Source organism: Pseudomonas saudiphocaensis (assembly GCF_000756775.1).
Taxonomy (GTDB): domain Bacteria; phylum Pseudomonadota; class Gammaproteobacteria; order Pseudomonadales; family Pseudomonadaceae; genus Stutzerimonas; species Stutzerimonas saudiphocaensis.
In genome coordinates this window covers 2223358-2243023 of record NZ_CCSF01000001.1, presented here as the reverse complement: position 1 = coordinate 2243023, position 19666 = coordinate 2223358, and the positions used below count along the sequence as shown (strand labels likewise).

The window sequence follows — 19666 nt, the reverse complement described above, 5'->3', positions numbered from 1 at the left end:
GTGTTGCGTCGGGAAGGTGCTGTGGAGCGCCGCCACTGGCGGAGGCAATATCGGCATGTCGGGCAGGCTTGATAGTGCTTTTGCTGGTCGAGACTGCGCTGTTACCCCCTACGTCGAGCGCAGCTCGGCTTGCAGCGCCTCGAGCGCGGCCTGGCGCTCGCCATCCTGCAGGCGGGCGGCGGGGCTCAACGACGACCACTCGGGATGCGCCCTGCAGCGTTGTAGGGATTCCGGTAGTTTGCCCTCGCGCCAGGCCTTGTCGTCAGGTGTCTCCAGGCGCACGGCGTCCATCGCGGCATGGCCCCGGGCGGCAAGGGTGGCGAGCAATTGGCGCTGACGCAGCGCAAGTAGGCGCAACACGGCATCATCCACGGTCAGTTCACGCTGGCCTTTGAGTTTGCCCAGCAGCCGATTGCCGTAATGCCGTGCCGTTTGCGCACCGCCGCCGGCAATGGCGCCAAGCAGCGCGGCAGCGCCGAGGGTGATGCCGCCCACCATCAGATCGACTCCCGCACCGGCAGCCGCACCGGCGGCCATGCCGCCACCAACTTTTATCCCCAGCTGCTTCAGCGTTTCCGGATTGAACAGATCATCGCCCCAGCGACCGTCGAGCAGCGGCAGGTCGGCAGCGGTGGCGTCTTCCTTGCGGAAGGCATACAGCCGCAGCAGCGCCTCGACACAGGCCTGTTCGCGGGCGCGTACTGCATCGTGCAGCTCGCGGATGGCACCGCGCTCCAGTTCCGGTTGTGCGGCGACGTTGCGTCGGCAGGCGGCGACGTCCAGCAGCAGCTCGGCGATCAGCCGCTGGCCGGCGGCCAGGCGTGCCGCGGCCTGGGCTTCGTGATCCTCGATCAGGCGCTGCAGCTGTGGCCTGGATGATTCCAGTAGCAGCGCCAGGCTTTCGTACAGCCGCCGTTCGCCATCGATGGGCGGCGCCACGCTGTCGAAACGCACCAGGGCATGCAGGCCCAGTCGCGCCAGGGCTTCACGCCATTCGGATTCGCGATGGCCTGGCTGGGCGACGAAGTTGAGCACCGGCAGCAGCGGTTTGCCGCAGCCGGCGAGCACCGCCAGTTCGTCCTTGTACTTGGCCAGCACCGGTTCGCGGGCGTCGATCACATAGAGCCCGGCGTCGCTGGTCAGCAGCTGGCGCAGCACCTTGGCTTCCTGCTCGAAGCGCTGGCGCGCCTCGATGCCTGCGAGAAAGCGCGCCGTGCGGGCCGGGCCGTCCAGTCGTTCGCCGGGCTGTTCGATACGCTCCAGGTGGTCGAGGAGGGCGATAGCATCTTCCAGACCGGGCGTGTCGTAAAGCTCCAGCAGCGGCTTGCCGTCCACCGACAACCGCGCGCCTTCGACGTGGCGAGTGGTGCTTGGGCGATGGGAGACTTCGCCGAAGCCGATGTCGCGAGTCAGGGTGCGCAGCAGCGAGGTTTTGCCGACGTTGGTGTGGCCGACCAGGGCGAGTTTCAGCGGCGCGCTCATGGTGCAGACCTCCGTAGGGTGGATGACCCTTTACCCATCCACCACTGGCAACGGTGGATGTAAAAAGCGACATCCACCCTACGTTGGTAAGCGTTACTCATGGCCACTCTCCAGCCAAGCCAGCGGCGCGTTTCCGGAGTGGGCCAGGCCAAGGCTGTCCAGCGCCTGTTGCCAGTCCTGCAGGCGGTTGGCATCCAGTGTTTCGCCGGCGGGGGCTGGCAGCAGCCAGACTTGCGTAGCGGCAGCGCAGCGCGACAGCTCACCGATCAACGCCAGGGTGCCGCGATCCGGCGAGCGCCGCGGATCGCAGGCGATCAGTAAGCGCTGCGCCGGGGTAAGGGTAAGTTGCTCCAGCAAACGCCGGCGCTGCTCGCGATCATCCACCACGCCGGCATCGGCGATGCCATCGGGCAGCGGTGGTGGCCAGTTCAGGTTCGGCTCTAGCTCAATGCCCACCAGTACCGCGCCTTCGCCGCCTTGCAGGCCAACACCGCTCTGAGCAGCGTGCAACTGCGCCGGCGCTGCATCCTGGATGCCGAGGCGTTCGCTGGCCGGTTGCAGGCGTTCCAGCAGTAGGCGGTAAGCCGGCAGTTGCAGATCCAGGCGCAGCGCTGCACGTCCCCTGCGCCAGCGCCACTGGCAGAACAGTGCGAGCAGCAAACGCGGCAGCAAGCCGTAGATCAGCACCACACCCACCAGCCAGCCGGCCCAGTTCTGCCGGGCGCCGTCGAGGTCGGTGGCGAGGATTCCGCTGGCGCGAATCTGCTCGATATCCGGGACGCTGAAACCCAGCAGCGCCGGCAGCGCGCCCAGGGCCTGGGTCAACCCGACAAAGGCGCTTTCGCCAAGAATGGTGGTTTCCCAGACAAAGCCGTAGCGCCGAGTAGCGAGCAGGGCCAGTAGCGTCAGCAGAGCGCTGAACATCGCCAGCGACCACAGCCCGTGCACGCCCAGCCCCAGCAGCCAGCGACCAAGTCGGCGCTGCTGCAGCACAGTCAGCAGCGCCGGTGCCAGCTGCACGGCGCGCGCATCGCGGGCGAGCTTCTCACTGAGCCAAAGCCAGAGCCGACCCAGCGCACCGCCGCTATCGCCGGCGAAAATCAAACCCAGCAGCCAGCCCAGCAACATCAGCAGGTTCAGCCCGAGCAGGCTGCCCAGCGCCCAGAACACATTGACCGGCCGCGAACCATCCCCCAGCGCCGCCCAGGCCAGGCCGGCACCGCTGAACAGAGCGAACAGCACCAGCGCCAGCGCCGCCAGTCGTGCGCCTTGACGCCAATGCTGCAGCGCCTCCACCAGCCCGTCGCGGCGTGCCAGCCAAAGTGCGCGGTGTTCGATCAATTGCTGCGCTTCGCCACCCTCGGCGCGCGTGCGGCGGTTGGCCTCGTCGTCGTCCAACAACCCGGCATGCTCTTCGCGCAGGCGCACGGCTTCGGTCAGCCAGAGGCGATCAAGGGGGGTGAGTGTGGGGGAGGGCTGGGCGGTCACACGTGTTCTCGGTCATGAATACAGGATGAGAATACCTTCTGCCGTGCTGAAGCGGGAAAGACGCGTGTTCTGTTATTCTCGCCGCCATGAATCAGACCTCTCTTCCCCTCGCGATGATCGCTGCCCTGGCGGAAAACCACGTTATCGGGCTCGACAACCAAATGCCCTGGCACCTGCCGGCAGATCTCAAGCACTTCAAGGCCATGACCCTCGGCAAGCCGATCGTCATGGGTCGCAAGACCTGGGACTCGCTCGGGCGCCCACTGCCGGGCCGGCTCAATCTGGTGGTCAGTCGTCAGTCTGATCTGCAACTGGACGGCGCAGAGGTTTTCCCCTCGCTGGAAGCGGCCATTGCGCGTGCTGACGACTGGGCGCGGGAGCAGGGGGCAGACGAGATCATGCTGATTGGGGGCGCGCAGCTCTACACCCAGGCCCTGGAGCGTGCCCAGCGTCTGTATCTAACGCGGATCGAAGCCTCCCCCGAAGGCGATGCCTTTTTCCCGCAGTTTGATGAAAGCCTCTGGCAGCGCATCGAGAGTCAGGTGCATCCGGCCGCGGGTGAAGCCCCGGCGTATCGCTTCGAAACCTGGCAACGCGGCTGACCGCTAATCGAGGCGGATCAGCTCGGCCTGAGCATTTCCGCCTTCCGGCCGCAGCAGCGCTAGGCTGATGGGCAGCCGGAAGCGTCGTGGACCGGCACTGCCGGGGTTGATATAGAGCACGCCGTCGCGCCGCTCTATATTCGGCTGATGCGAGTGGCCGGCGATCACCACATCGATGCCGGCTGCCTGCGGATCGATATCCAATTCCTTGAGATCGTGCAGTACATGCACGCGCAGGTCGCCGACTTGCAGGTCGAGTCGGTCGGGCAGTGCCTGCGCCCAGTCTGCGGTGTCGATATTGCCGCGAATGGCATCAACTGGCGCCAGTGCGCGCAGGCCGTCCAGTACCGCCGGCTTGCCGATGTCGCCGGCGTGGATGATGCGCTCACATCCCTGTAGCGCGGCCAGCGCCTCGGGGCGGAGCAGGCCGTGGGTGTCGGAAATCAGGCCGATGAGCATGGATATCTGCCTCGGGGCGAAAGCCTGTTGGACTGTGCTCAGCGCCCCGGGTTTGGCTGTAGTCGATCAGGCAGCCGAACGATCGCTCGTTTCCGGCAGGAACCAGTTCATCACCAGTGCGCAGATGCCGCCTGTGGCCACGCCGGATTCCAGCACGCTGCGCAGCCCGGCAGGCATATGTGCGAGGAACTCGGGCACCTGGGAGAAGCCCAGGCCCAGCGCCAGGGAAACCGAGATGATCAGCAGTGCGCGGCGGTCCAGCTGGATACCGGCGAGGATATTGATGCCCGCCGCCGCCACGGCGCCAAACATCACCAGCGCCGCACCGCCGAGCACCGGCTCGGGCACCGCCTGCAGCACGCCGGCCACTGCCGGGAACAGACCGAGGATCACCAGCATGGCGGACAGCCAGATACCCACGTAGCGACTGGCGATGCCGGTGAGCTGGATGATGCCGTTGTTCTGGGCGAACACGGAGCTTGGGAAGGTGTTGAAGAAACCGGCCAACAGTGAGTTGGCGCCGTTGACCAGCACGCCGCCCTTGATGCGCTGCATCCACAGCGGGCCTTCTACCGGCTCGCGGGAAATCTTGCTGGTGGCGGTGACGTCACCGATGGCTTCCAGCGAGGTCACCAGGTAGATCACCACCATGGGGATAAACAGGCTCCAGGACCAGCCCAGGCCAAAATGCAGCGGCATTGGGACCTGGAACAGGTCGGCTTCGCGCATGCCGGTGAAGTCCAGGCGGCCCAGGTAGGCTGCCAGTACGTAGCCAATGGCCAGGGCGATGACGATGGCGCAGCTGCGCATCCACACCACCGGCAGGCGGTTGAGGATGACAATGGCACCCAGCACCACGCCGGATAGCAGCAGGTTCTCGCCGTTGGCGAAGGTGCCGTCACCCATGGCCGCATAGCCGCCGCCCATGCTGATCAGGCCAACCTTGATCAGTGTCAGGCCGATCATCAGCACCACGATGCCGGTCACCAGCGGCGTGATCAGGCGTTTGACGAAGGGCAGGATGCGCGATACGCCCATCTCGATAAAGGAGCCGGCAATCACCACGCCGAAGATGGCCGCCATCACCGCTTCCACCGGCGTGCCCTGACCGACCATCAGCACGCCGCCAGCGATCAGCGGGCCGACGAAGTTGAAGCTCGTGCCCTGCACGATCAGCAGCCCGGCGCCGAACGGCCCGAAGCGCTTGCACTGCACGAAGGTGGCGATGCCGGAAATCACCAGGGACATGGAGACGATGATATTGGTGTCGCGCGGCGACACACCGATGGCCTGGCAGATCAGCAGGCCGGGAGTGACGATGGGTACGATGATCGCCAGCAGATGCTGCAGCGCCGCGAGGAAGGCGACCCAGGGGCGCGGCCGGTCGTTGAGGCCGTAGACCAGGTCGTTCGGCGTTTCGGGGGCGGTGTGATTCTCGGGAGCGCTCATGGCCGGCCTCTGGAAAAAGAGCGCGATTTTACCGGGTGGGGCATGGAACGCACAGTGTGACGTGCCCTAACAGGCAGAAGCTTCGCGCCGGGTGCTGCACTGCCACAGGAACAAAGCCCCGCCGCTCCATGTGCGAGGTGCACCCTCGCAGCGAATACAGGGGCTAGCCGCTGGCGGAGATATGAGAAAAGACAATGCCCGCCTTGAGGGCGGGCATTGTCTTTCTCTGAGTGACGCTGGCTATTTAGCCGCTGCTCGGGACTGCCGTTGTCACCTTGGCAGGGGGTTCCTGGGAGGGGCTGGCGTGGTCATCGTGGCTGATGACCGGGACCTCTTTGCCCTCGACGTCATACAGCTTGCCGTTGCGGAAGTGATCGCCGTCGTGGAGGGCGGCAATGTCGCGGTAGCGCAGCTTGCGCTCGTTGGCCGCAGCGAACACCGACTGCTGATCCGAGTTGCCGAGGGTCAGGTGGTTGAACAGCAGGTTCAGTACGATCGCCATGATCGCCGCCGAGCTGATGCCCGAGTGGAAGATGGTTTCGAACCAGGCCGGGAAGTGGTGATAGAAGCTCGGCGCGGCGATCGGGATCATGCCGAAGCCGATCGAGGTGGCAACGATGATCAGGTTCATGTTGTTGCGGTACTCGACCTGCGCCAGGGTACGGATGCCTGCGGCGGCTACAGTGCCGAACAGCACGATGCCGGCGCCACCCAGTACCGCGGTGGGCACGGCAGCCACCACGCGACCCATGATCGGCAGCAGCCCAAGCGTTACCAGAATCAGGCCGGCGAAGGCCACCACGTAGCGGCTCTTGATGCCGGTCACCGCCACCAGGCCCACGTTCTGGGCGAAGGCGCTCTGGGTGAAGGAGCCGAAAATAGGCGCCAGGCTGCTGGAGATCATATCCGCCCGCAGGCCGTCGCCAAGGCGCCTGGAGTCGACCTTGGTGTCGATGATTTCACCGACAGCGAGGATATCGGCACTGGTTTCCACCAGGGTGACGATAACCACGATCAGCATCGACAGGATCGCCGCCACCTGGAATACCGGCGCGCCGAAGTGCAGCGGTGAGGGCATGGCCACCACCGGGCCGTCGAGCACGCCGGAGAAATCCGCCATGCCGAAGAACACCGCAGCGATGGTGCCGACGACCATCGCCAGCAGGATGGACAGGCGAGAGATGGCAGCGCTGCCAAGCTTGCTCAGCAGCAACACGCAGCCCAGGGTGAAGCCTGCCAGGCCGATATTGGCCATGCTGCCGAAGTCCGGCGCCTGGCTGTTGCCGCCCATGGCCCAGCGCGCCGCAACGGGCATCAGGGTCAGGCCGATGGTGGTGATGACAATGCCGGTCACCAATGGCGGGAAGAACTTGGTGATGCGCGAGAAGATCGGCGTTATCAGCAACCCGATCAGCGAGGCGGCGATTACCGCACCGAATACCACCGGCAGTCCGCCGGCACCGGCATCGCCGATGATGGCGATCATCGTCGCCACGCCGGCGAAGGACACACCCTGCACCAGCGGCAGCTTGCAGCCGAAGAAGGGCAGGCCAAGGGTCTGCAGGAGCGTTGCTGCACCGCCGGCGAACAGCGAGGCGGCGATCAACAGGCCGATATCGGCAGCGGACAGTCCGGCTGCCTGCCCGACGATCAGAGGTACTGCGACGATGCCGCCGTACATGGTCAGGACGTGTTGCAGACCATAGGCCAGGTTGGCACCGACGCCGAGGTTCTCGTCCTCTGGGCGCCGCTCGTGGGACGTGCTTGCGGATGAGGCTTTCATGGTGATCCCTTTCTCGCTGTTGTTCTTGTGCCCCTAATGTAGACAAGTTGTCGACGCTATGGCCAGTCTTTTGTATACATTTGTTTTTTTCGAGAAAGTGTTACTAACAAGCGGGTATTAGTGGTGAATGAGCCAGGTATGTGCCGTTATTTTGTTTCCCTGCCGGCTTATTGCAGGACGAACTGACGAGTGGCAGTTCTCGAATACGCAGAACTGCATGACCGGAACTTGCAATCGGGGCCCGAAAGCGGGGCGAGAGGCCATTAAAAGGCCAGCAAGAAACGAAGAGCCCGGCACTTGGCCGGGCTCGTCATAGGGCATAGGGCAAGGAGGTTTAACCGTCCAGCAGCGCCTTGTTGCGTACCGCGCCCTTGTCGGCGCTGGTGGCGAGCAGGGCGTAGGCCTTGAGCGCCGTGGTGACCTTGCGCGGACGCTGCTCGGCAGGCTTCCAGCCCTTCTTGTCCTGCTCGTGACGGCGATGGGCGATTTCCTCGTCGCTGACCAGCAGGTTGATGGTGCGTTCGTGGATATTGATCAGGATCTTGTCGCCTTCACGCACCAGGCCGATGGCGCCGCCGGCAGCCGCTTCCGGGGAAGCGTGGCCGATGGACAGCCCGGAAGTACCGCCGGAGAAACGACCATCGGTGAGCAGCGCACAGGCTTTGCCCAGGCCTTTGGATTTCAGATATGAGGTCGGGTAGAGCATTTCCTGCATGCCCGGACCGCCTTTCGGACCTTCGTAGCGAATGATGACGATGTCGCCTTCCTTCACTTCGTCGGCGAGGATGCCGCGTACCGCGCTGTCCTGGCTTTCATAAATTTTCGCGGTGCCTTCGAAGATGTGGATCGACTCATCCACACCGGCGGTCTTCACCACGCAGCCATCCACGGCGATATTGCCGTAAAGCACGGCCAGGCCGCCTTCCTGGGAATAGGCATGCTCGACACTGCGGATGCAGCCTTCGGCGCGATCCAGGTCCAGGCTCGGCCAGCGGGTGCTCTGGCTGAAGGCGGTCTGGGTCGGGATACCGGCCGGGCCGGCCTTGAAGAACTCGTGCACCGCGGGGTCATTGGTCTGGGTGATGTCCCACTGGGCGATGGCCTCGGCCATGGTCCGGCTGTGCACGGTGGACACGTCGGTGTGCAGCAGGCCGCCACGGGCCAGCTCGCCGAGAATGGAGAAGATTCCACCGGCGCGGTGCACGTCTTCCATGTGGTACTTCTGGATATTCGGCGCAACCTTGCACAGTTGCGGCACCTTGCGTGACAGGCGATCGATGTCGCGCAGGTCGAATTCCACTTCGCCTTCCTGGGCTGCGGCCAGCAGGTGCAGGATGGTATTGGTCGAGCCGCCCATGGCGATGTCCAGGCTCATGGCGTTCTCGAACGCCTTGAAGTTGGCGATATTGCGCGGCAGTACCGACTCATCGTTCTCGGCGTAGTAGCGCTTGCACAGTTCCACCGCCAGGCGGCCGGCGCGCAGGAACAGCTGCTCGCGGTCGGCGTGGGTGGCCAGGGTCGAGCCGTTGCCCGGCAGGGCCAGGCCCAGGGCTTCCATCAGGCAGTTCATCGAGTTGGCGGTGAACATGCCGGAGCAGCTGCCGCAGGTCGGGCAGGCGCTGCGTTCGTATTCGGCAACCTTCTCGTCGCTGGCCGTATCGTCGGCGGCGATGACCATGGCATCGACCAGGTCCAGGCCGTGACTGGCCAGTTTGGTCTTGCCGGCTTCCATCGGGCCGCCGGAGACAAACACCACAGGGATGTTCAGGCGCAGGGCGGCCATCAGCATGCCGGGGGTGATCTTGTCGCAGTTGGAGATGCAGACGATGGCGTCGGCGCAGTGGGCGTTGACCATGTACTCCACGGAGTCGGCGATGATCTCGCGGCTCGGCAGCGAATAGAGCATGCCGTCGTGACCCATGGCGATGCCGTCGTCCACGGCGATGGTGTTGAACTCCTTGGCCACGCCGCCGGCTTTCTCGATCTCGCGGGCGACCAGCTGGCCCATGTTCTTCAGGTGCACGTGGCCGGGCACGAACTGGGTGAAGGAGTTGGCGATGGCGATGATCGGTTTCTTGAAGTCTTCGTCCTTCATCCCGGTAGCGCGCCACAGGGCGCGGGCGCCGGCCATGTTGCGGCCGTGGGTGGAGGTCTTCGAACGGTAATCAGGCATGGCAATCGGTCCTGCTAAGGCTGGTCAGGTAATGCGTATGGTGAGCGTGCCGCACGCCCGAGGCAAACGGAGTGAGTCTGTCGGGGCGGGGGCCGGTTGTCATGCGGGATCTCCGCTGCCTCGGCCAGGCTCTTGAATCCGCCGGAGATGGGCAGGAACTGGGGATTCTAATCCCTTGGGGCGCTGCGGCGAAAGGGCGGTCGGTCTCGGCAGAGTGGATCAGTCGGGCAGCTGCACACCGCGCAGCCGTTGCGATCGACGACGCAGCAGCTCAAGCGTTACCAGCAGGGCGATGGACAGCAGGATAAGCAGGGTGGCCACGGCGAGAATGCTCGGATTGATCTGCTCGCGCAGGCCGGAAAACATCTGCCGTGGAATGGTCCGCTGTTGCGGGCCGGCCATGAACAGCACCACCACCACTTCGTCGAACGAGGTGATGAAGGCGAATAGCGCGCCGGAAATCACACCCGGGCGGATTAGCGGCAGAATCACATCGAAGAAAGCCCGCAGCGGCGTGGCGCCCAGGTTCAGCGCGGCGCGCACCAGCGAATAGTCGAAGCCGGCCAGGGTCGCGGTGACGGTGATGATGACGAAGGGCGTACCCAGCGCGGCGTGGGCAATGATCACGCCCAGGTGGCTGCCGGCCAGGTTAAGGGTGGAATAGAAGAAGAACATCCCGGCGGCGGTGATGATCAGCGGGACGATCATCGGCGACAGCAGCAGTGCGGTGATGAAACGGCGCAGGGGCATCTCTTCGCGGGCCAGGCCCACCGCCGCGCAGGTGCCCAGTACCGTCGCCAGCAGGGTGGCGAAGAAGCCGATGATAAAGCTGTTCTTGATCGCCAGCAGCCAGCGGGGATCGTTGAACACCTGCTCATACCAGCGCAGTGACCAGGCCTCCGGCTGCAGCTTGAGCATGCCTTCGGTGAAGCTGAAGAAGGGCTCGCTGTTGAATGACAGCGGCACGATCACCAGGATCGGCAGGATCAGAAACAGCAGCACCAGCCATGAAGCAATCTTCAGCAACCAGCTGCCAAGGTGATGCCACAGGCCATAGTAGGAAGGTGTCTTCATCCGTTATCCCAACTTGATGCTGCCAGCGCCGACGAAACGGTCGTATACCCAGTACAGCAGCAGGATCAGCGCCAGCAGCAACGAGCCCAGTGCCGCGGCCAGTTCCCAGTTGTTCGACGATTGCATGTGAAAGGCGATGATGTTGCTGATCATCTGACCGTCTGTGCCGCCGACCAGGGCCGGGGTGATGTAGTAGCCCACCGAGATGATGAACACCAGCAGCGCACCGGCGCTGAGCCCCGGCAAGGTCATCGGAAAGTAGATGCGAGCGAAGGCCGGCAGCGGGGGTGCGCCAAGGGACATTGCGGCGCGCATGTAGCTCGGGTCGATGCCGCGCATCACGCTGTACAGCGGCAGGATCATGAACGGCAGCAGGATGTGGGTCATCGCCAAGATGGTGGCAAACGAGGTGTAGAGCATCTCGAATGGCGTGGCGACGAGGCCGCTGCTGAGCAGGAAGCTGTTGATCACGCCGTTGGTCTGCAGCAGCGCGATCCAGGCGGTGGTGCGCACCAGCAGCGAGGTCCAGAAGGGCAGCAGCACCAGCACCAGCAGCAGGTTGGCGCGGTTGCTCGGCAGGCTGGCCAGGTAATAGGCCAGGGGATAGCCAAGCAGGGCGCACAGCACCGTGATGATCAGCGCCGTCTTCAGCGTTTTGGTGTACAGCTGGCGGTAGATTTCGGTGTCGCGAGGGCGGATGCCCTGGTCCGTGTGCTCCAGATCCAGAGCGGTCAGGTAGTTGTGGTATGTGTAGACCTCGCCCGCTCGGCGAACGGCGCGCCAGGTCTCGGGCTTCGCCCAGTTGCGGTGAGCCTGGAGCAGGGTTTCGACACCCTGCTGCGGGAGCTCCTCGGCCTTTAGCCGGCCAAGCCTGCGTGCGGTGGACTTGACCATGCTGGACATGCCGGCCTGCATCCGGTTGAGCTCCTCGGCCAGCTTGCCGGACTGGCGTTCCTTGGCCAGTCCGTGCAGCTCCTCGGCAAAGACCGCCAGGGTGGCCTCTGGCGGTGTCTGGCTGTCATCGTCCCATTGCTCGAGCTGTTCCAGAGTTGCGGGAATCAGCTCGGCCACGGTCGGGTGGTAGACGCTGCGCCAGAGCATGCTGGCAATCGGCGCGACGAAGCTCAGCAGAATGAACAGCAGCAGCGGCGCGACGAAGGTAAAGGCCAGCAGGCGCTTCCTGCGCCGGCTGGCACTGGCCAGGTCCCTCTCGGCATGGGTCAAAGCAGTCAAAGCGATACTCCGTTGTTGCACCCCTTCGCCGAGGCGGAGGGGTGCAGGGCGATCATTTCAACAGCCACTCGTTGAAGCGTTCGCCGAGGGCTTCACCATAGTCGGCCCAGAACTCCGAACCGGCCTGGATGCCCTTGTCCAGGTGCGCGGTCGGCAGGTGCGGCGCGGCGGTCTGATCTGCCAGCGGCAAGGACGACTTGCGCGTCGGGCCATAGGCGACGTCCGGCATGCCGGCCAACGGCTTGGATTGGGTGGCGTAAGCGATGAACTTGAAGGCCAGCTCCTTTTTCGGCGTGCCCTTGAGCACGGCCCAGGCATCAAGGTCGTAGACGTGGCCGTCCCAGACGATGACGAAGGGCTTGTTCTCCTGGCGAATGGCGTCGTAGAAGCGGCCGTTGGCCGACTGCACCAGCACCGCGCCGCCGTCGTTGAGCAGTTGCGGTGCCTGTGACCAGGACTCGAACCAGATGATGTCCTTCTTCAGGGTGTCGAGCTTGTCGAAGGCCTGCTGCTGGCCTTCCGGGGTGGCCAGCACCTCGTAGACATCTTCAGGCGCCACGCCATCGGCCATCAGCGCCCACTCCATGTTCACCTGCGGGCGCTTGCGCAGGGCGCGCTTGCCGGGAATCTTGCTGGTGTCGAAGAAGTCGGTGAGCGAGGCCGCCTTGGTGTCGCCGATGGTGCGCTCGTTATAGGCGAACACCACCGACCAGACGATGTTGCCCACCGCGCACTCGCTGGCCAGCGCCTCGGGAATGAAATCCTCTTCGGCTGGCGTGCCGTCGACCCCGGCGGGGAGAATGTCGCGCGGCACTTCTTCAAGCAGACCTTCGGAACAGGCGCGCTCGAGGTCGATCACCTCGAAGTCGACCACATCCCACTGGATATTGCCGGACTCCACCTGCGCCTTCATCTCGGCGACGCCGCCGGAATAGTCTTCGAACAGCACGCGCACGCCTGTGTCCTTCTGGAACGGGTCGATGACGTGCTTCTGCTGCGCAGCGCCATAGGATCCGCCCCAGGACACGACGGTCAGCGATTCCTGGGCGTGGGTGGTCATGGATGCCGCCGCCAGCGCGGCGCTCAGGGCGAATGCGGAAACGCTGGTAGTCAATGATCTAGCCATCTGTGTGCTCCGTTGCCTGTTGCATGGGTCTGTTTACTGCGGTTTGGGGGACTCCTGTCCGTCCAGGGCCTGGCTGTCCTGAGGAAGCCAGGCCAGGTCGATCTCGTCGCCGGTTGCCAGGGGCGGCGCCGAACTGTCGTTCATGTTCTTCACCACCAGCTCGCTGCCGTTGGCCGTCTCGAAGTGGTAGCGAATATATTCGCCGACGTAGTGGCTGGTGACGAAACGTGCGCGAACCCGGTTGCCGGCATCGCCGAGGCGCTCGGTGAAGGTGAGCTTTTCCGGGCGGATCGAAACCGTGGTGGGCTGGCCCGGAGTCACGCAGTTGGCCTTCAGCGTGCTGACCAGGCCGCCGTCGTTGAGGCGCACCTGGACGCGGTCGGCTGCGACCGCCTCGATGGTGCCGCGCAGCTTGTTGCTCTCTCCGATGAAATCGGCGACGAAGAGGTTGGCCGGCCGTTCATAGAGCACGTCGGGCGGTGCGCACTGCTGCACCACGCCCTGGTTGAATACGGCGATGCGATCGGACATGGTCAGGGCTTCGGTCTGGTCGTGGGTGACGTAGATCACCGTGAAACCGAGCTGGTCGTGCAGCCGCTTGATCTCGAACTGCATCTGCTCGCGCAGTTTCTTGTCCAGCGCACCGAGCGGCTCGTCCATCAGCACGATGTCGGGCGCGAAGATCAGCGCACGGGCCAGGGCCACGCGCTGGCGCTGGCCACCCGAGAGTTGCGCCGGATAGCGCCCGCCGAACTGTTGCAGCTCGATCAGCGCCAGGTACTGGTCGACGCGCTGCTCGATGTGCTCACGCGTCTGCTTGCGGATCTTCAGCGGGTAGGCAAGGTTTTCGCGAATGGTCATGTGCGGGAACAGCGCGTATTGCTGAAAGACCATGCCGATGTTGCGGCGGTAGGGCGCGATGCTGGTGATTGGCCGGCCGTTGATAAGGATCTCGCCGCTGGTCACGTCCTCGAAGCCGGCGAGCATCATCAGGCAGGTGGTCTTGCCCGAACCGGATGGGCCGAGCAGGGTGATGAACTCGCCCTTGGCCACGTTCAGATTGAAGTCCTCGACCACCAGCGTCTTGTGATCGTAGGTCTTCTTCACGTTACGAAACTGCAGGAACGGTCGGTCCCCGGCTTGATCGTCCATTACCCTTCCCTATCTCGGCGCAGCAGCCTCGTATTCGAGGCGCGTCAGGTGCCAAGCAGCCGTTCATGGTTGTTGTGGTCGTGATTCGACGGGCAGGCAATAAGCACGCCAGGGAGCCGGGCGAGCCCGCGTCACGTCACGTTTTCAAGCCTAGACCAGGCTGCGCATTGCGCGAGTCGGCCGGCGAAATGGCGGTTTCGGCAACCAAGAGATAAGGGAAATGCACCTTGTGGGTGCGACTGCCCGAACCCTGGGCAGTGCAGAAGGGGGATGGCGGGGCAACGGGAAAAGGCGTTGCGCCGTTTCCCCTGCATTTGTCTGCGTAGGGTGGATAACGCGAAGCTTATCCACCGTTACAGAGCATCATCCCGCCTGACAGCTCTCTGCGGACAGAGCAATCAGGCGTTGGGCAACAATCGGCAGATCAGGCTTTTGATGTAGCGGGTTTCCGGGATCGCCGGATGCACCGGATGATCCGGACCCTGGCCGCCGCGCTCCAGCAGCTGGATGTTGCGGTCCAGATGGCGTGCACTGCCGAGCAGGATATTTTGCAGATTGTCTTCGGGCAGGTGCATCGAGCAGCTGGCGCTGACCAGAATGCCGTCCTTGCCGAGCAGGCGCATGGCCTGTTCGTTGAGCCGGCGGTAGGCGGCCTCACCGTTCTTCAGATCCTTCTTGCGCTTGACGAATGCAGGCGGGTCGGTGATGACCACATCGAAGCGTTCCTCGGCGTTCTTCAATTCCTTCAAGGCTTCGAAGATGTCGCCTTCGACACAGGTGATCTTTTCCGCCACGCCGTTGAGGGCGGCATTGCGTTCGACGGCATCGAGGGCGAACGCAGAACCATCGACGCAGAACACTTCGCTGGCGCCGAACGCTGCGGCCTGGACGCCCCAGCCGCCGACGTTGCAGAACAGATCAAGCACCCGCTTGCCCTTGACGTAGGGCGCCAGCCGCGCGCGGTTCAAACGGTGATCGTAGAGCCAGCCGCTCTTCTGGCCCTGTACCACCGGGGTCTGAAACTTTACGCCGTTCTCTTCCAGGTCGAGCCATTCCGGTACCACACCGAAGGCGGTGTCCACGTAGCGTTCCAGGCCGTCGGCATCACGGGCAGCGGAGTCGTTCTTCCACAGCACGCCGCGTGGCTTGAGCACCTGTACCAGGGCTTCGAGGATGGCGTCCTTGCTGCGCTCCATGGTTGCCGACGCGATCTGTACCACCAGGTGGTCGTGGAAGCGGTCTACGATCAGGCCGGGTAGCAGATCGGCGTCCGCGTAGATCAGGCGATAGCACGGCTGGTCGAAGAGGCGCTCACGCAGGCTAAGGGCGACCTGGATGCGATGAACCAGCAATGACTTGTCCAGGCTGTACCTGATGTCGCGTGACAGCAGGCGTGCGCAGATCAGGTTGTTTGGCGAGATCCCGACGATGCCCAGGGGCTTGCCGCCGGCAGCTTCCAGGGTGGCCTGATCGCCCGCGGCGAAGGCGTTCAGCGGCGTGGCGGCGGTGTCCACTTCATTGCTGTAAACCCACAAATGACCGGCGCGCAGGCGGCGATCGGCGTTGGCTTTAAGGCGCAGGCTGGGCAGGGTCATGAGGGCGCTCCGGATCAGGGGGCGGCCATTGTATAGGAGCGCCGGGCCGCAAGCCTCAAACGGCTGAGGCGCGTCCGGGCTCGTCGCGTTGTTCAGGTCGAGAGGGCCTTGATCACGGCCTCGTTGAACGCCGGAATGTCATCGGGTTTGCGGCTGCTGATCAGATGGCCATCGACCACCACCTGCTCATCGACCCATTCGGCGCCGGCGTTCTTCAGGTCGTCGATCAGCGAGGGCCAGCTGGTCATGCGCTTGCCCTTGACCAGGTCGGCCGATATCAGCAGCCAGCCGCCGTGGCAGATCACTGCGATGGTCTTGTTCGCGCGTGCCGCGTCGCGCACCAGTTCCTGCGCCATTTCATCGGTGCGGATGGTGTCGGAGTTGACGACGCCACCGGGTAGCAGCAGGGCGTCGTAGTCGTCCATCTGGATACTGTCGAAAGTGTGGTCGACCGGGAATTCATCAGCTGGCGTGGTGTGGTTCCAGCCTTTTACGGTGCCTGACTCCGCCGAAATCAGTTCGACCTTGGCACCGGCTTTTTCCAGAGCCTCTTTGGGGCCGGTCATCTCCACCTGCTCGAAGCCATCGGTCAGTAGGATCGCCACACGTTTGCCTGTCAGCGCTTGGGTCATAGCGTGCCTCCGTTGGTTGGGCCGCGGAATGCGGGCCGTCTGAAGGTGGGCCGCGCGCCGTCGGGAAAGTTCGCCTCTCTCTACAGCCGGTAGCAGACCCGCATGCGAGGTCCCGATGCGTACGCCCATGCTAGGATTCGCCAAATTTTTTTACTGCCTCTCCGTCATGCCTGAGCTTCCAGAAGTCGAAACCACCCGTCGCGGCATCGAGCCGTATCTCGTTGGGCAGCGCGTTACCCGCGTGATCGTGCGCGAGCGCCGCTTGCGCTGGCCGATCCCGGAGGATCTCGACGTGCGGCTGTCCGGCCAGCGAATCGAAGCGGTGGAGCGGCGCGCCAAGTACCTTTTGATCAAGGCCGAGGCGGGGACGCTGATTGCCCATCTGGGCATGTCCGGCAGTCTGCGATTGGTGGATGCAGAGCTGCCGCACGGCAAGCACGAGCATGTGGATATCGTGCTGGAGTCTGGCATGGCGCTGCGCTACACCGATCCGCGGCGTTTCGGTGCGTTGCTCTGGAGTAATGACCCGCTGAGCCACACGCTGCTGGCGAGCCTGGGGCCGGAGCCGCTTGGCGACGAATTTGACGGCGACCGGCTGTTCCGCATGTCGCGCGGGCGCAGCATGGCGGTCAAACCCTTCATCATGGATAACGCGGTCGTGGTGGGAGTGGGCAATATCTACGCCAGCGAGGCGCTGTTCGCCGCTGGGATCGACCCGCGTCGCGCCGTCGGCACGGTATCGCGGGCGCGCTATCTGAAACTGGCCGAAGAGATCAGGCGCATCCTGGCCTGTGCCATCGAGCGCGGCGGCACTACGTTGCGCGACTTCGTCGGTGGGGATGGCAAACCGGGCTACTTCCAGCAGGAGTTGTTCGTCTACGGTCGCGGCGGTGAGTTCTGTAAAAACTGTGGTTCGACCCTGCGTGAAACCCGCCTGGGCCAGCGTGCCAGTGTCCATTGCATCCGATGCCAGCGTTAAGCTTGGCGAACGGCTTGGACTCAGACCGTTAATGCGACCTGCATCAACACTACAGGGGTTGACGGCGTTCACGATCGGCAGGCACTGGCCGCTGCTATAGTGACCAGCACGAAAATAAACCGCCCTGTTGCGCCCAGATGAAGGATCACATCATGAAACTGTTTCGCTCCACTGCCGTTGTCCTGGCCCTTACCACTGGCCTGCTGACGATGCCAGCGCATGCCCAGTCGGCGCATCAGAATGTCAGCGGTGATCCGATGTACACCGTCGAGGCGCCAAAGGCCTTCTCCATCGTGGGTGATCTGCTGATCGCTCGGCCTCTGTTGATCGGCGCAACGGTTATCGGTGCCGGCCTGTTTGTCGTCAGCCTGCCGTTCACCGCCATGGGTGGTGGCATCAAGGAAACCGGTCATGCCCTGGTGGTCGAGCCAGGAGCCGCTGCCTTCGCCCGTTGCCTTGGCTGCACCCGCGTCGGTTACAACCGCCAGGACTGATCGGCGAGCCATACCAAAGCCGGAAGTGCAGGGACTTCCGGCCCTTCCAGGCTTGGCGTAGGCTTCGTCGCCTTTATCCTGCGAGCGAAGCCGGAAACGTGTTAAGTCGACTTCTTAAACTTTCATTGCCCGTATTCGGGTTCTTAATCCTGTCCTGGTCATTCTGGTCCAGCGAGGGCTGGCTGCAGCTTTGCGCCGGTCTGGCGCTGTTCCTATTCGGTATGCAGTGTCTGGAAGAGGGGCTGCGGGAGCTGGCCGGCGGCAAGCTGGAAGAGCTGCTGGGGCGCAGCACCTCGACTTCGGGCAAGGCGCTGCTGTTTGGAATCGGCGGCACCATGCTGCTGCAATCCACCACCCTGGTTTCATTGCTGACCATTGCCTTTATCAGTACCGGGCTCATCCAGCTGGCGGGCGGCATTGCAATTCTGTTCGGTGCCAACCTTGGCGCCAGCTTCGGTATCTGGCTGCTGGCGTTGGCCGGGCAGAACATCAGTCTCAGCCCACTGGCTCTGCCATTGCTGGTGTTCGGCGTGCTGGCCGGTTTCAACGGGCCGAAGAGCAAGGCCGCAGGGCGCATTGTCCTGGGTATCGCCTTTATATTTCTGGGCATCGACGGCATCAAAGAAGGCTTCAGCGCGTTTGGCGCCGGCATGGATCTGACTGCCTATCAGGCAGATGGTCTGGCCGGGCAGTTGCTGTTCGTCGCCGTAGGAACCCTGCTGACCATGGTTCTGCAGTCCAGTCACGCCACCTTGATGCTGACGCTGGCTGCGCTGGCCAGTGGTCAGGTGGATCTGGCGCAAAGCCTGGCCGTCGCCATCGGTGCCAATATCGGCAGCGCCGTGACCACTGGAATCATGGGTGCGCTGGGTGGCAACCGCAGCGGTCAACGTCTGGCGCTGGTGCATGTGCTGTTCAACCTCGGCACTGCGGTGGCGGCTTTTATTCTGCTGCAGCCGCTCGGCTGGCTGGTGCTCTGGGCAAGCGGGCTGGTTGGATTGGGCGACAACAGTCTGCTTCAGCTGGCGCTGTTCCATACCCTGTTCAACGCACTCGGGGTGGCGCTGTTCTGGTTCTGGCAGGCGCGTCTGGTGACCTTGCTGCAGCGCTGGCTGCCAGATATCGAAGAGCCTGAAGTGCTGATTACCGAGCTGGCTGTGTCCGAACAACAGCCTGAGCCGTTGCCGACCCGTGCCCGTTACCTTGAAGAGCAGGCACTGGATTCGGTTGATGCGGCTGCCAGCGCGGTGACCCGCGAGCTGCGCCATATGGGGCGTCTGAGCATGGAGGTGATTTGCCATGCCCTGTATCTGCCGGTGGAGCAGCTGGAAGGGCCGATTGATGAGCATTTATTGAACGCTGCACCCGATGCCCATGCGCTGGATGCCGATGTGCTCTACCGGCGCCATATCAAGGGCGTGTACAGCGATCTGCTGAGTTTTATGGGGCGCATGCATCTTCCCCAGGATGAGGCGCACCAGGCCTTCTGGATGAGTTGCCAGGTCGTTTCGCTGCAGTTGGTGGACGCCGTCAAGGACGCCAAGCACCTGCAGAAGAATCTGCGTCACTATCTGCGTCAGGAGGAGTCGGTGGCGCGCACGAGCTATGTCGAACTGCGCCGCCATTTGCTGGAAACGCTGCGTGAACTACGCGCACTGCACCGGGCCGAGTTGCCTGAAACCCTGTGGCGCGAGCGTATGCAATGGCTGGATCAGAATGGGGCCGACTTCGATGGCGAATTTCGCAAGCGCTTGTTTATGGCAGTGCGTAGCAAGCAGCTGGACGGCCTCCAGACCAGCTCGCTGATGAACGATCTGGGCTACGCCAGCCGCATCTTCCAGAGCCTGCGCAATGCACTGCTGTTAGGTGAGAGCGAGGAGCTGGCGCGTCTGCTTCGCAATGAAGACGACCTGGAGGAGCCGCTACTTCTGGGTATTTGATTAGG

16 protein-coding genes are annotated in these 19666 nt (G+C 63.7%); 4 read left to right on the top strand and 12 right to left on the bottom strand.

Features of this window, described 5'->3' with window-relative positions; all coding sequences use genetic code 11:
* Positions 1 to 108 precede the first annotated feature (108 nt).
* Together BN1079_RS10330 and BN1079_RS10325 are read right to left on the bottom strand one after the other, a co-directional pair.
* The gene (locus BN1079_RS10330) at positions 109 to 1482 is read right to left on the bottom strand and encodes a GTPase/DUF3482 domain-containing protein (protein ID WP_037024165.1); all 1374 of its coding nucleotides are present in this window, start codon (positions 1480 to 1482) and stop codon (positions 109 to 111) included.
* A gap of 93 nt (positions 1483 to 1575) precedes the next feature.
* Complete coding sequence (locus BN1079_RS10325; protein ID WP_037024163.1) at positions 1576 to 2970, bottom strand: DUF2868 domain-containing protein; 1395 nt, start codon at positions 2968 to 2970, stop codon at positions 1576 to 1578.
* Between the two features lie 86 nt (positions 2971 to 3056).
* Here BN1079_RS10325 and BN1079_RS10320 point away from each other — a divergent pair, with 86 nt between their 5' ends.
* Complete coding sequence (locus BN1079_RS10320; protein WP_037024162.1) at positions 3057 to 3572, top strand: dihydrofolate reductase; 516 nt, start codon at positions 3057 to 3059, stop codon at positions 3570 to 3572.
* Between the two features lie 3 nt (positions 3573 to 3575).
* On the opposite strand, the gene BN1079_RS10315 is transcribed toward BN1079_RS10320, so the two are convergent.
* The 10 genes from BN1079_RS10315 to BN1079_RS10270 all read right to left on the bottom strand — a co-directional run bounded on the left by BN1079_RS10315 (position 3576) and on the right by BN1079_RS10270 (position 16248).
* Positions 3576 to 4031, bottom strand: a complete 456-nt coding sequence (locus BN1079_RS10315) for a metallophosphoesterase family protein (RefSeq protein WP_037024161.1) — start codon at positions 4029 to 4031, stop codon at positions 3576 to 3578.
* A gap of 66 nt (positions 4032 to 4097) precedes the next feature.
* Complete coding sequence (locus BN1079_RS10310) at positions 4098 to 5480, bottom strand: uracil-xanthine permease family protein (protein WP_037024159.1); 1383 nt, start codon at positions 5478 to 5480, stop codon at positions 4098 to 4100.
* A gap of 244 nt (positions 5481 to 5724) precedes the next feature.
* Positions 5725 to 7263, bottom strand: a complete 1539-nt coding sequence (locus BN1079_RS10305) for a nucleobase:cation symporter-2 family protein (protein ID WP_037024158.1) — start codon at positions 7261 to 7263, stop codon at positions 5725 to 5727.
* Between the two features lie 334 nt (positions 7264 to 7597).
* On the bottom strand, positions 7598 to 9436 hold the full coding sequence (ilvD, locus tag BN1079_RS10300; protein WP_037024157.1) for a dihydroxy-acid dehydratase: 1839 nt from the start codon (positions 9434 to 9436) through the stop codon (positions 7598 to 7600).
* Positions 9437 to 9655: 219 nt separating this feature from the next.
* A complete protein-coding gene (locus tag BN1079_RS10295) occupies positions 9656 to 10510 on the bottom strand; it encodes an ABC transporter permease (RefSeq protein ID WP_037024156.1) in 855 nt (284 codons plus the stop codon).
* 3 nt (positions 10511 to 10513) lie between these two features.
* Complete coding sequence (locus BN1079_RS10290) at positions 10514 to 11743, bottom strand: ABC transporter permease (protein ID WP_037024155.1); 1230 nt, start codon at positions 11741 to 11743, stop codon at positions 10514 to 10516.
* A gap of 52 nt (positions 11744 to 11795) precedes the next feature.
* A complete protein-coding gene (locus BN1079_RS10285) occupies positions 11796 to 12869 on the bottom strand; it encodes an ABC transporter substrate-binding protein (RefSeq protein ID WP_037024154.1) in 1074 nt (357 codons plus the stop codon).
* A gap of 33 nt (positions 12870 to 12902) precedes the next feature.
* Positions 12903 to 14021, bottom strand: coding sequence for an ABC transporter ATP-binding protein (locus BN1079_RS10280; protein WP_037024153.1), 1119 nt, complete (start codon positions 14019 to 14021; stop codon positions 12903 to 12905).
* A gap of 398 nt (positions 14022 to 14419) precedes the next feature.
* A complete protein-coding gene (locus tag BN1079_RS10275; protein WP_037024152.1) occupies positions 14420 to 15616 on the bottom strand; it encodes a class I SAM-dependent rRNA methyltransferase in 1197 nt (398 codons plus the stop codon).
* 92 nt (positions 15617 to 15708) lie between these two features.
* Complete coding sequence (locus BN1079_RS10270; RefSeq protein ID WP_037024151.1) at positions 15709 to 16248, bottom strand: type 1 glutamine amidotransferase domain-containing protein; 540 nt, start codon at positions 16246 to 16248, stop codon at positions 15709 to 15711.
* Between the two features lie 166 nt (positions 16249 to 16414).
* On the opposite strand from BN1079_RS10270, the gene mutM reads away from it, so the two are divergent.
* From mutM to BN1079_RS10255, 3 genes are all read left to right on the top strand, one after another.
* Entirely contained in the window at positions 16415 to 17227 is an 813-nt protein-coding gene (gene mutM, locus BN1079_RS10265) for a bifunctional DNA-formamidopyrimidine glycosylase/DNA-(apurinic or apyrimidinic site) lyase (protein ID WP_037024150.1), read from the top strand.
* A 152-nt stretch (positions 17228 to 17379) separates the two neighbouring features.
* Positions 17380 to 17721, top strand: coding sequence for a hypothetical protein (locus BN1079_RS10260; RefSeq protein WP_037026772.1), 342 nt, complete (start codon positions 17380 to 17382; stop codon positions 17719 to 17721).
* 98 nt (positions 17722 to 17819) lie between these two features.
* Positions 17820 to 19661, top strand: coding sequence for a Na/Pi cotransporter family protein (locus BN1079_RS10255; RefSeq protein WP_037024149.1), 1842 nt, complete (start codon positions 17820 to 17822; stop codon positions 19659 to 19661).
* The last annotated feature ends 5 nt before the right edge of the window (positions 19662 to 19666 follow it).

Coding starts and splice junctions, on each gene's coding strand:
- BN1079_RS10330 (WP_037024165.1), bottom strand. CDS start 1,482: ATGAGCGCGCCGCTGAAACTCGCCCTGGTCGGCCACACCAACGTCGGC.
- BN1079_RS10320 (WP_037024162.1), top strand. CDS start 3,057: ATGAATCAGACCTCTCTTCCCCTCGCGATGATCGCTGCCCTGGCGGAA.
- BN1079_RS10315 (WP_037024161.1), bottom strand. CDS start 4,031: ATGCTCATCGGCCTGATTTCCGACACCCACGGCCTGCTCCGCCCCGAG.
- BN1079_RS10310 (WP_037024159.1), bottom strand. CDS start 5,480: ATGAGCGCTCCCGAGAATCACACCGCCCCCGAAACGCCGAACGACCTG.
- BN1079_RS10305 (WP_037024158.1), bottom strand. CDS start 7,263: ATGAAAGCCTCATCCGCAAGCACGTCCCACGAGCGGCGCCCAGAGGAC.
- ilvD (WP_037024157.1), bottom strand. CDS start 9,436: ATGCCTGATTACCGTTCGAAGACCTCCACCCACGGCCGCAACATGGCC.
- BN1079_RS10295 (WP_037024156.1), bottom strand. CDS start 10,510: ATGAAGACACCTTCCTACTATGGCCTGTGGCATCACCTTGGCAGCTGG.
- BN1079_RS10285 (WP_037024154.1), bottom strand. CDS start 12,869: ATGGCTAGATCATTGACTACCAGCGTTTCCGCATTCGCCCTGAGCGCC.
- BN1079_RS10280 (WP_037024153.1), bottom strand. CDS start 14,021: ATGGACGATCAAGCCGGGGACCGACCGTTCCTGCAGTTTCGTAACGTG.
- BN1079_RS10275 (WP_037024152.1), bottom strand. CDS start 15,616: ATGACCCTGCCCAGCCTGCGCCTTAAAGCCAACGCCGATCGCCGCCTG.
- BN1079_RS10270 (WP_037024151.1), bottom strand. CDS start 16,248: ATGACCCAAGCGCTGACAGGCAAACGTGTGGCGATCCTACTGACCGAT.
- mutM (WP_037024150.1), top strand. CDS start 16,415: ATGCCTGAGCTTCCAGAAGTCGAAACCACCCGTCGCGGCATCGAGCCG.
- BN1079_RS10260 (WP_037026772.1), top strand. CDS start 17,380: ATGAAACTGTTTCGCTCCACTGCCGTTGTCCTGGCCCTTACCACTGGC.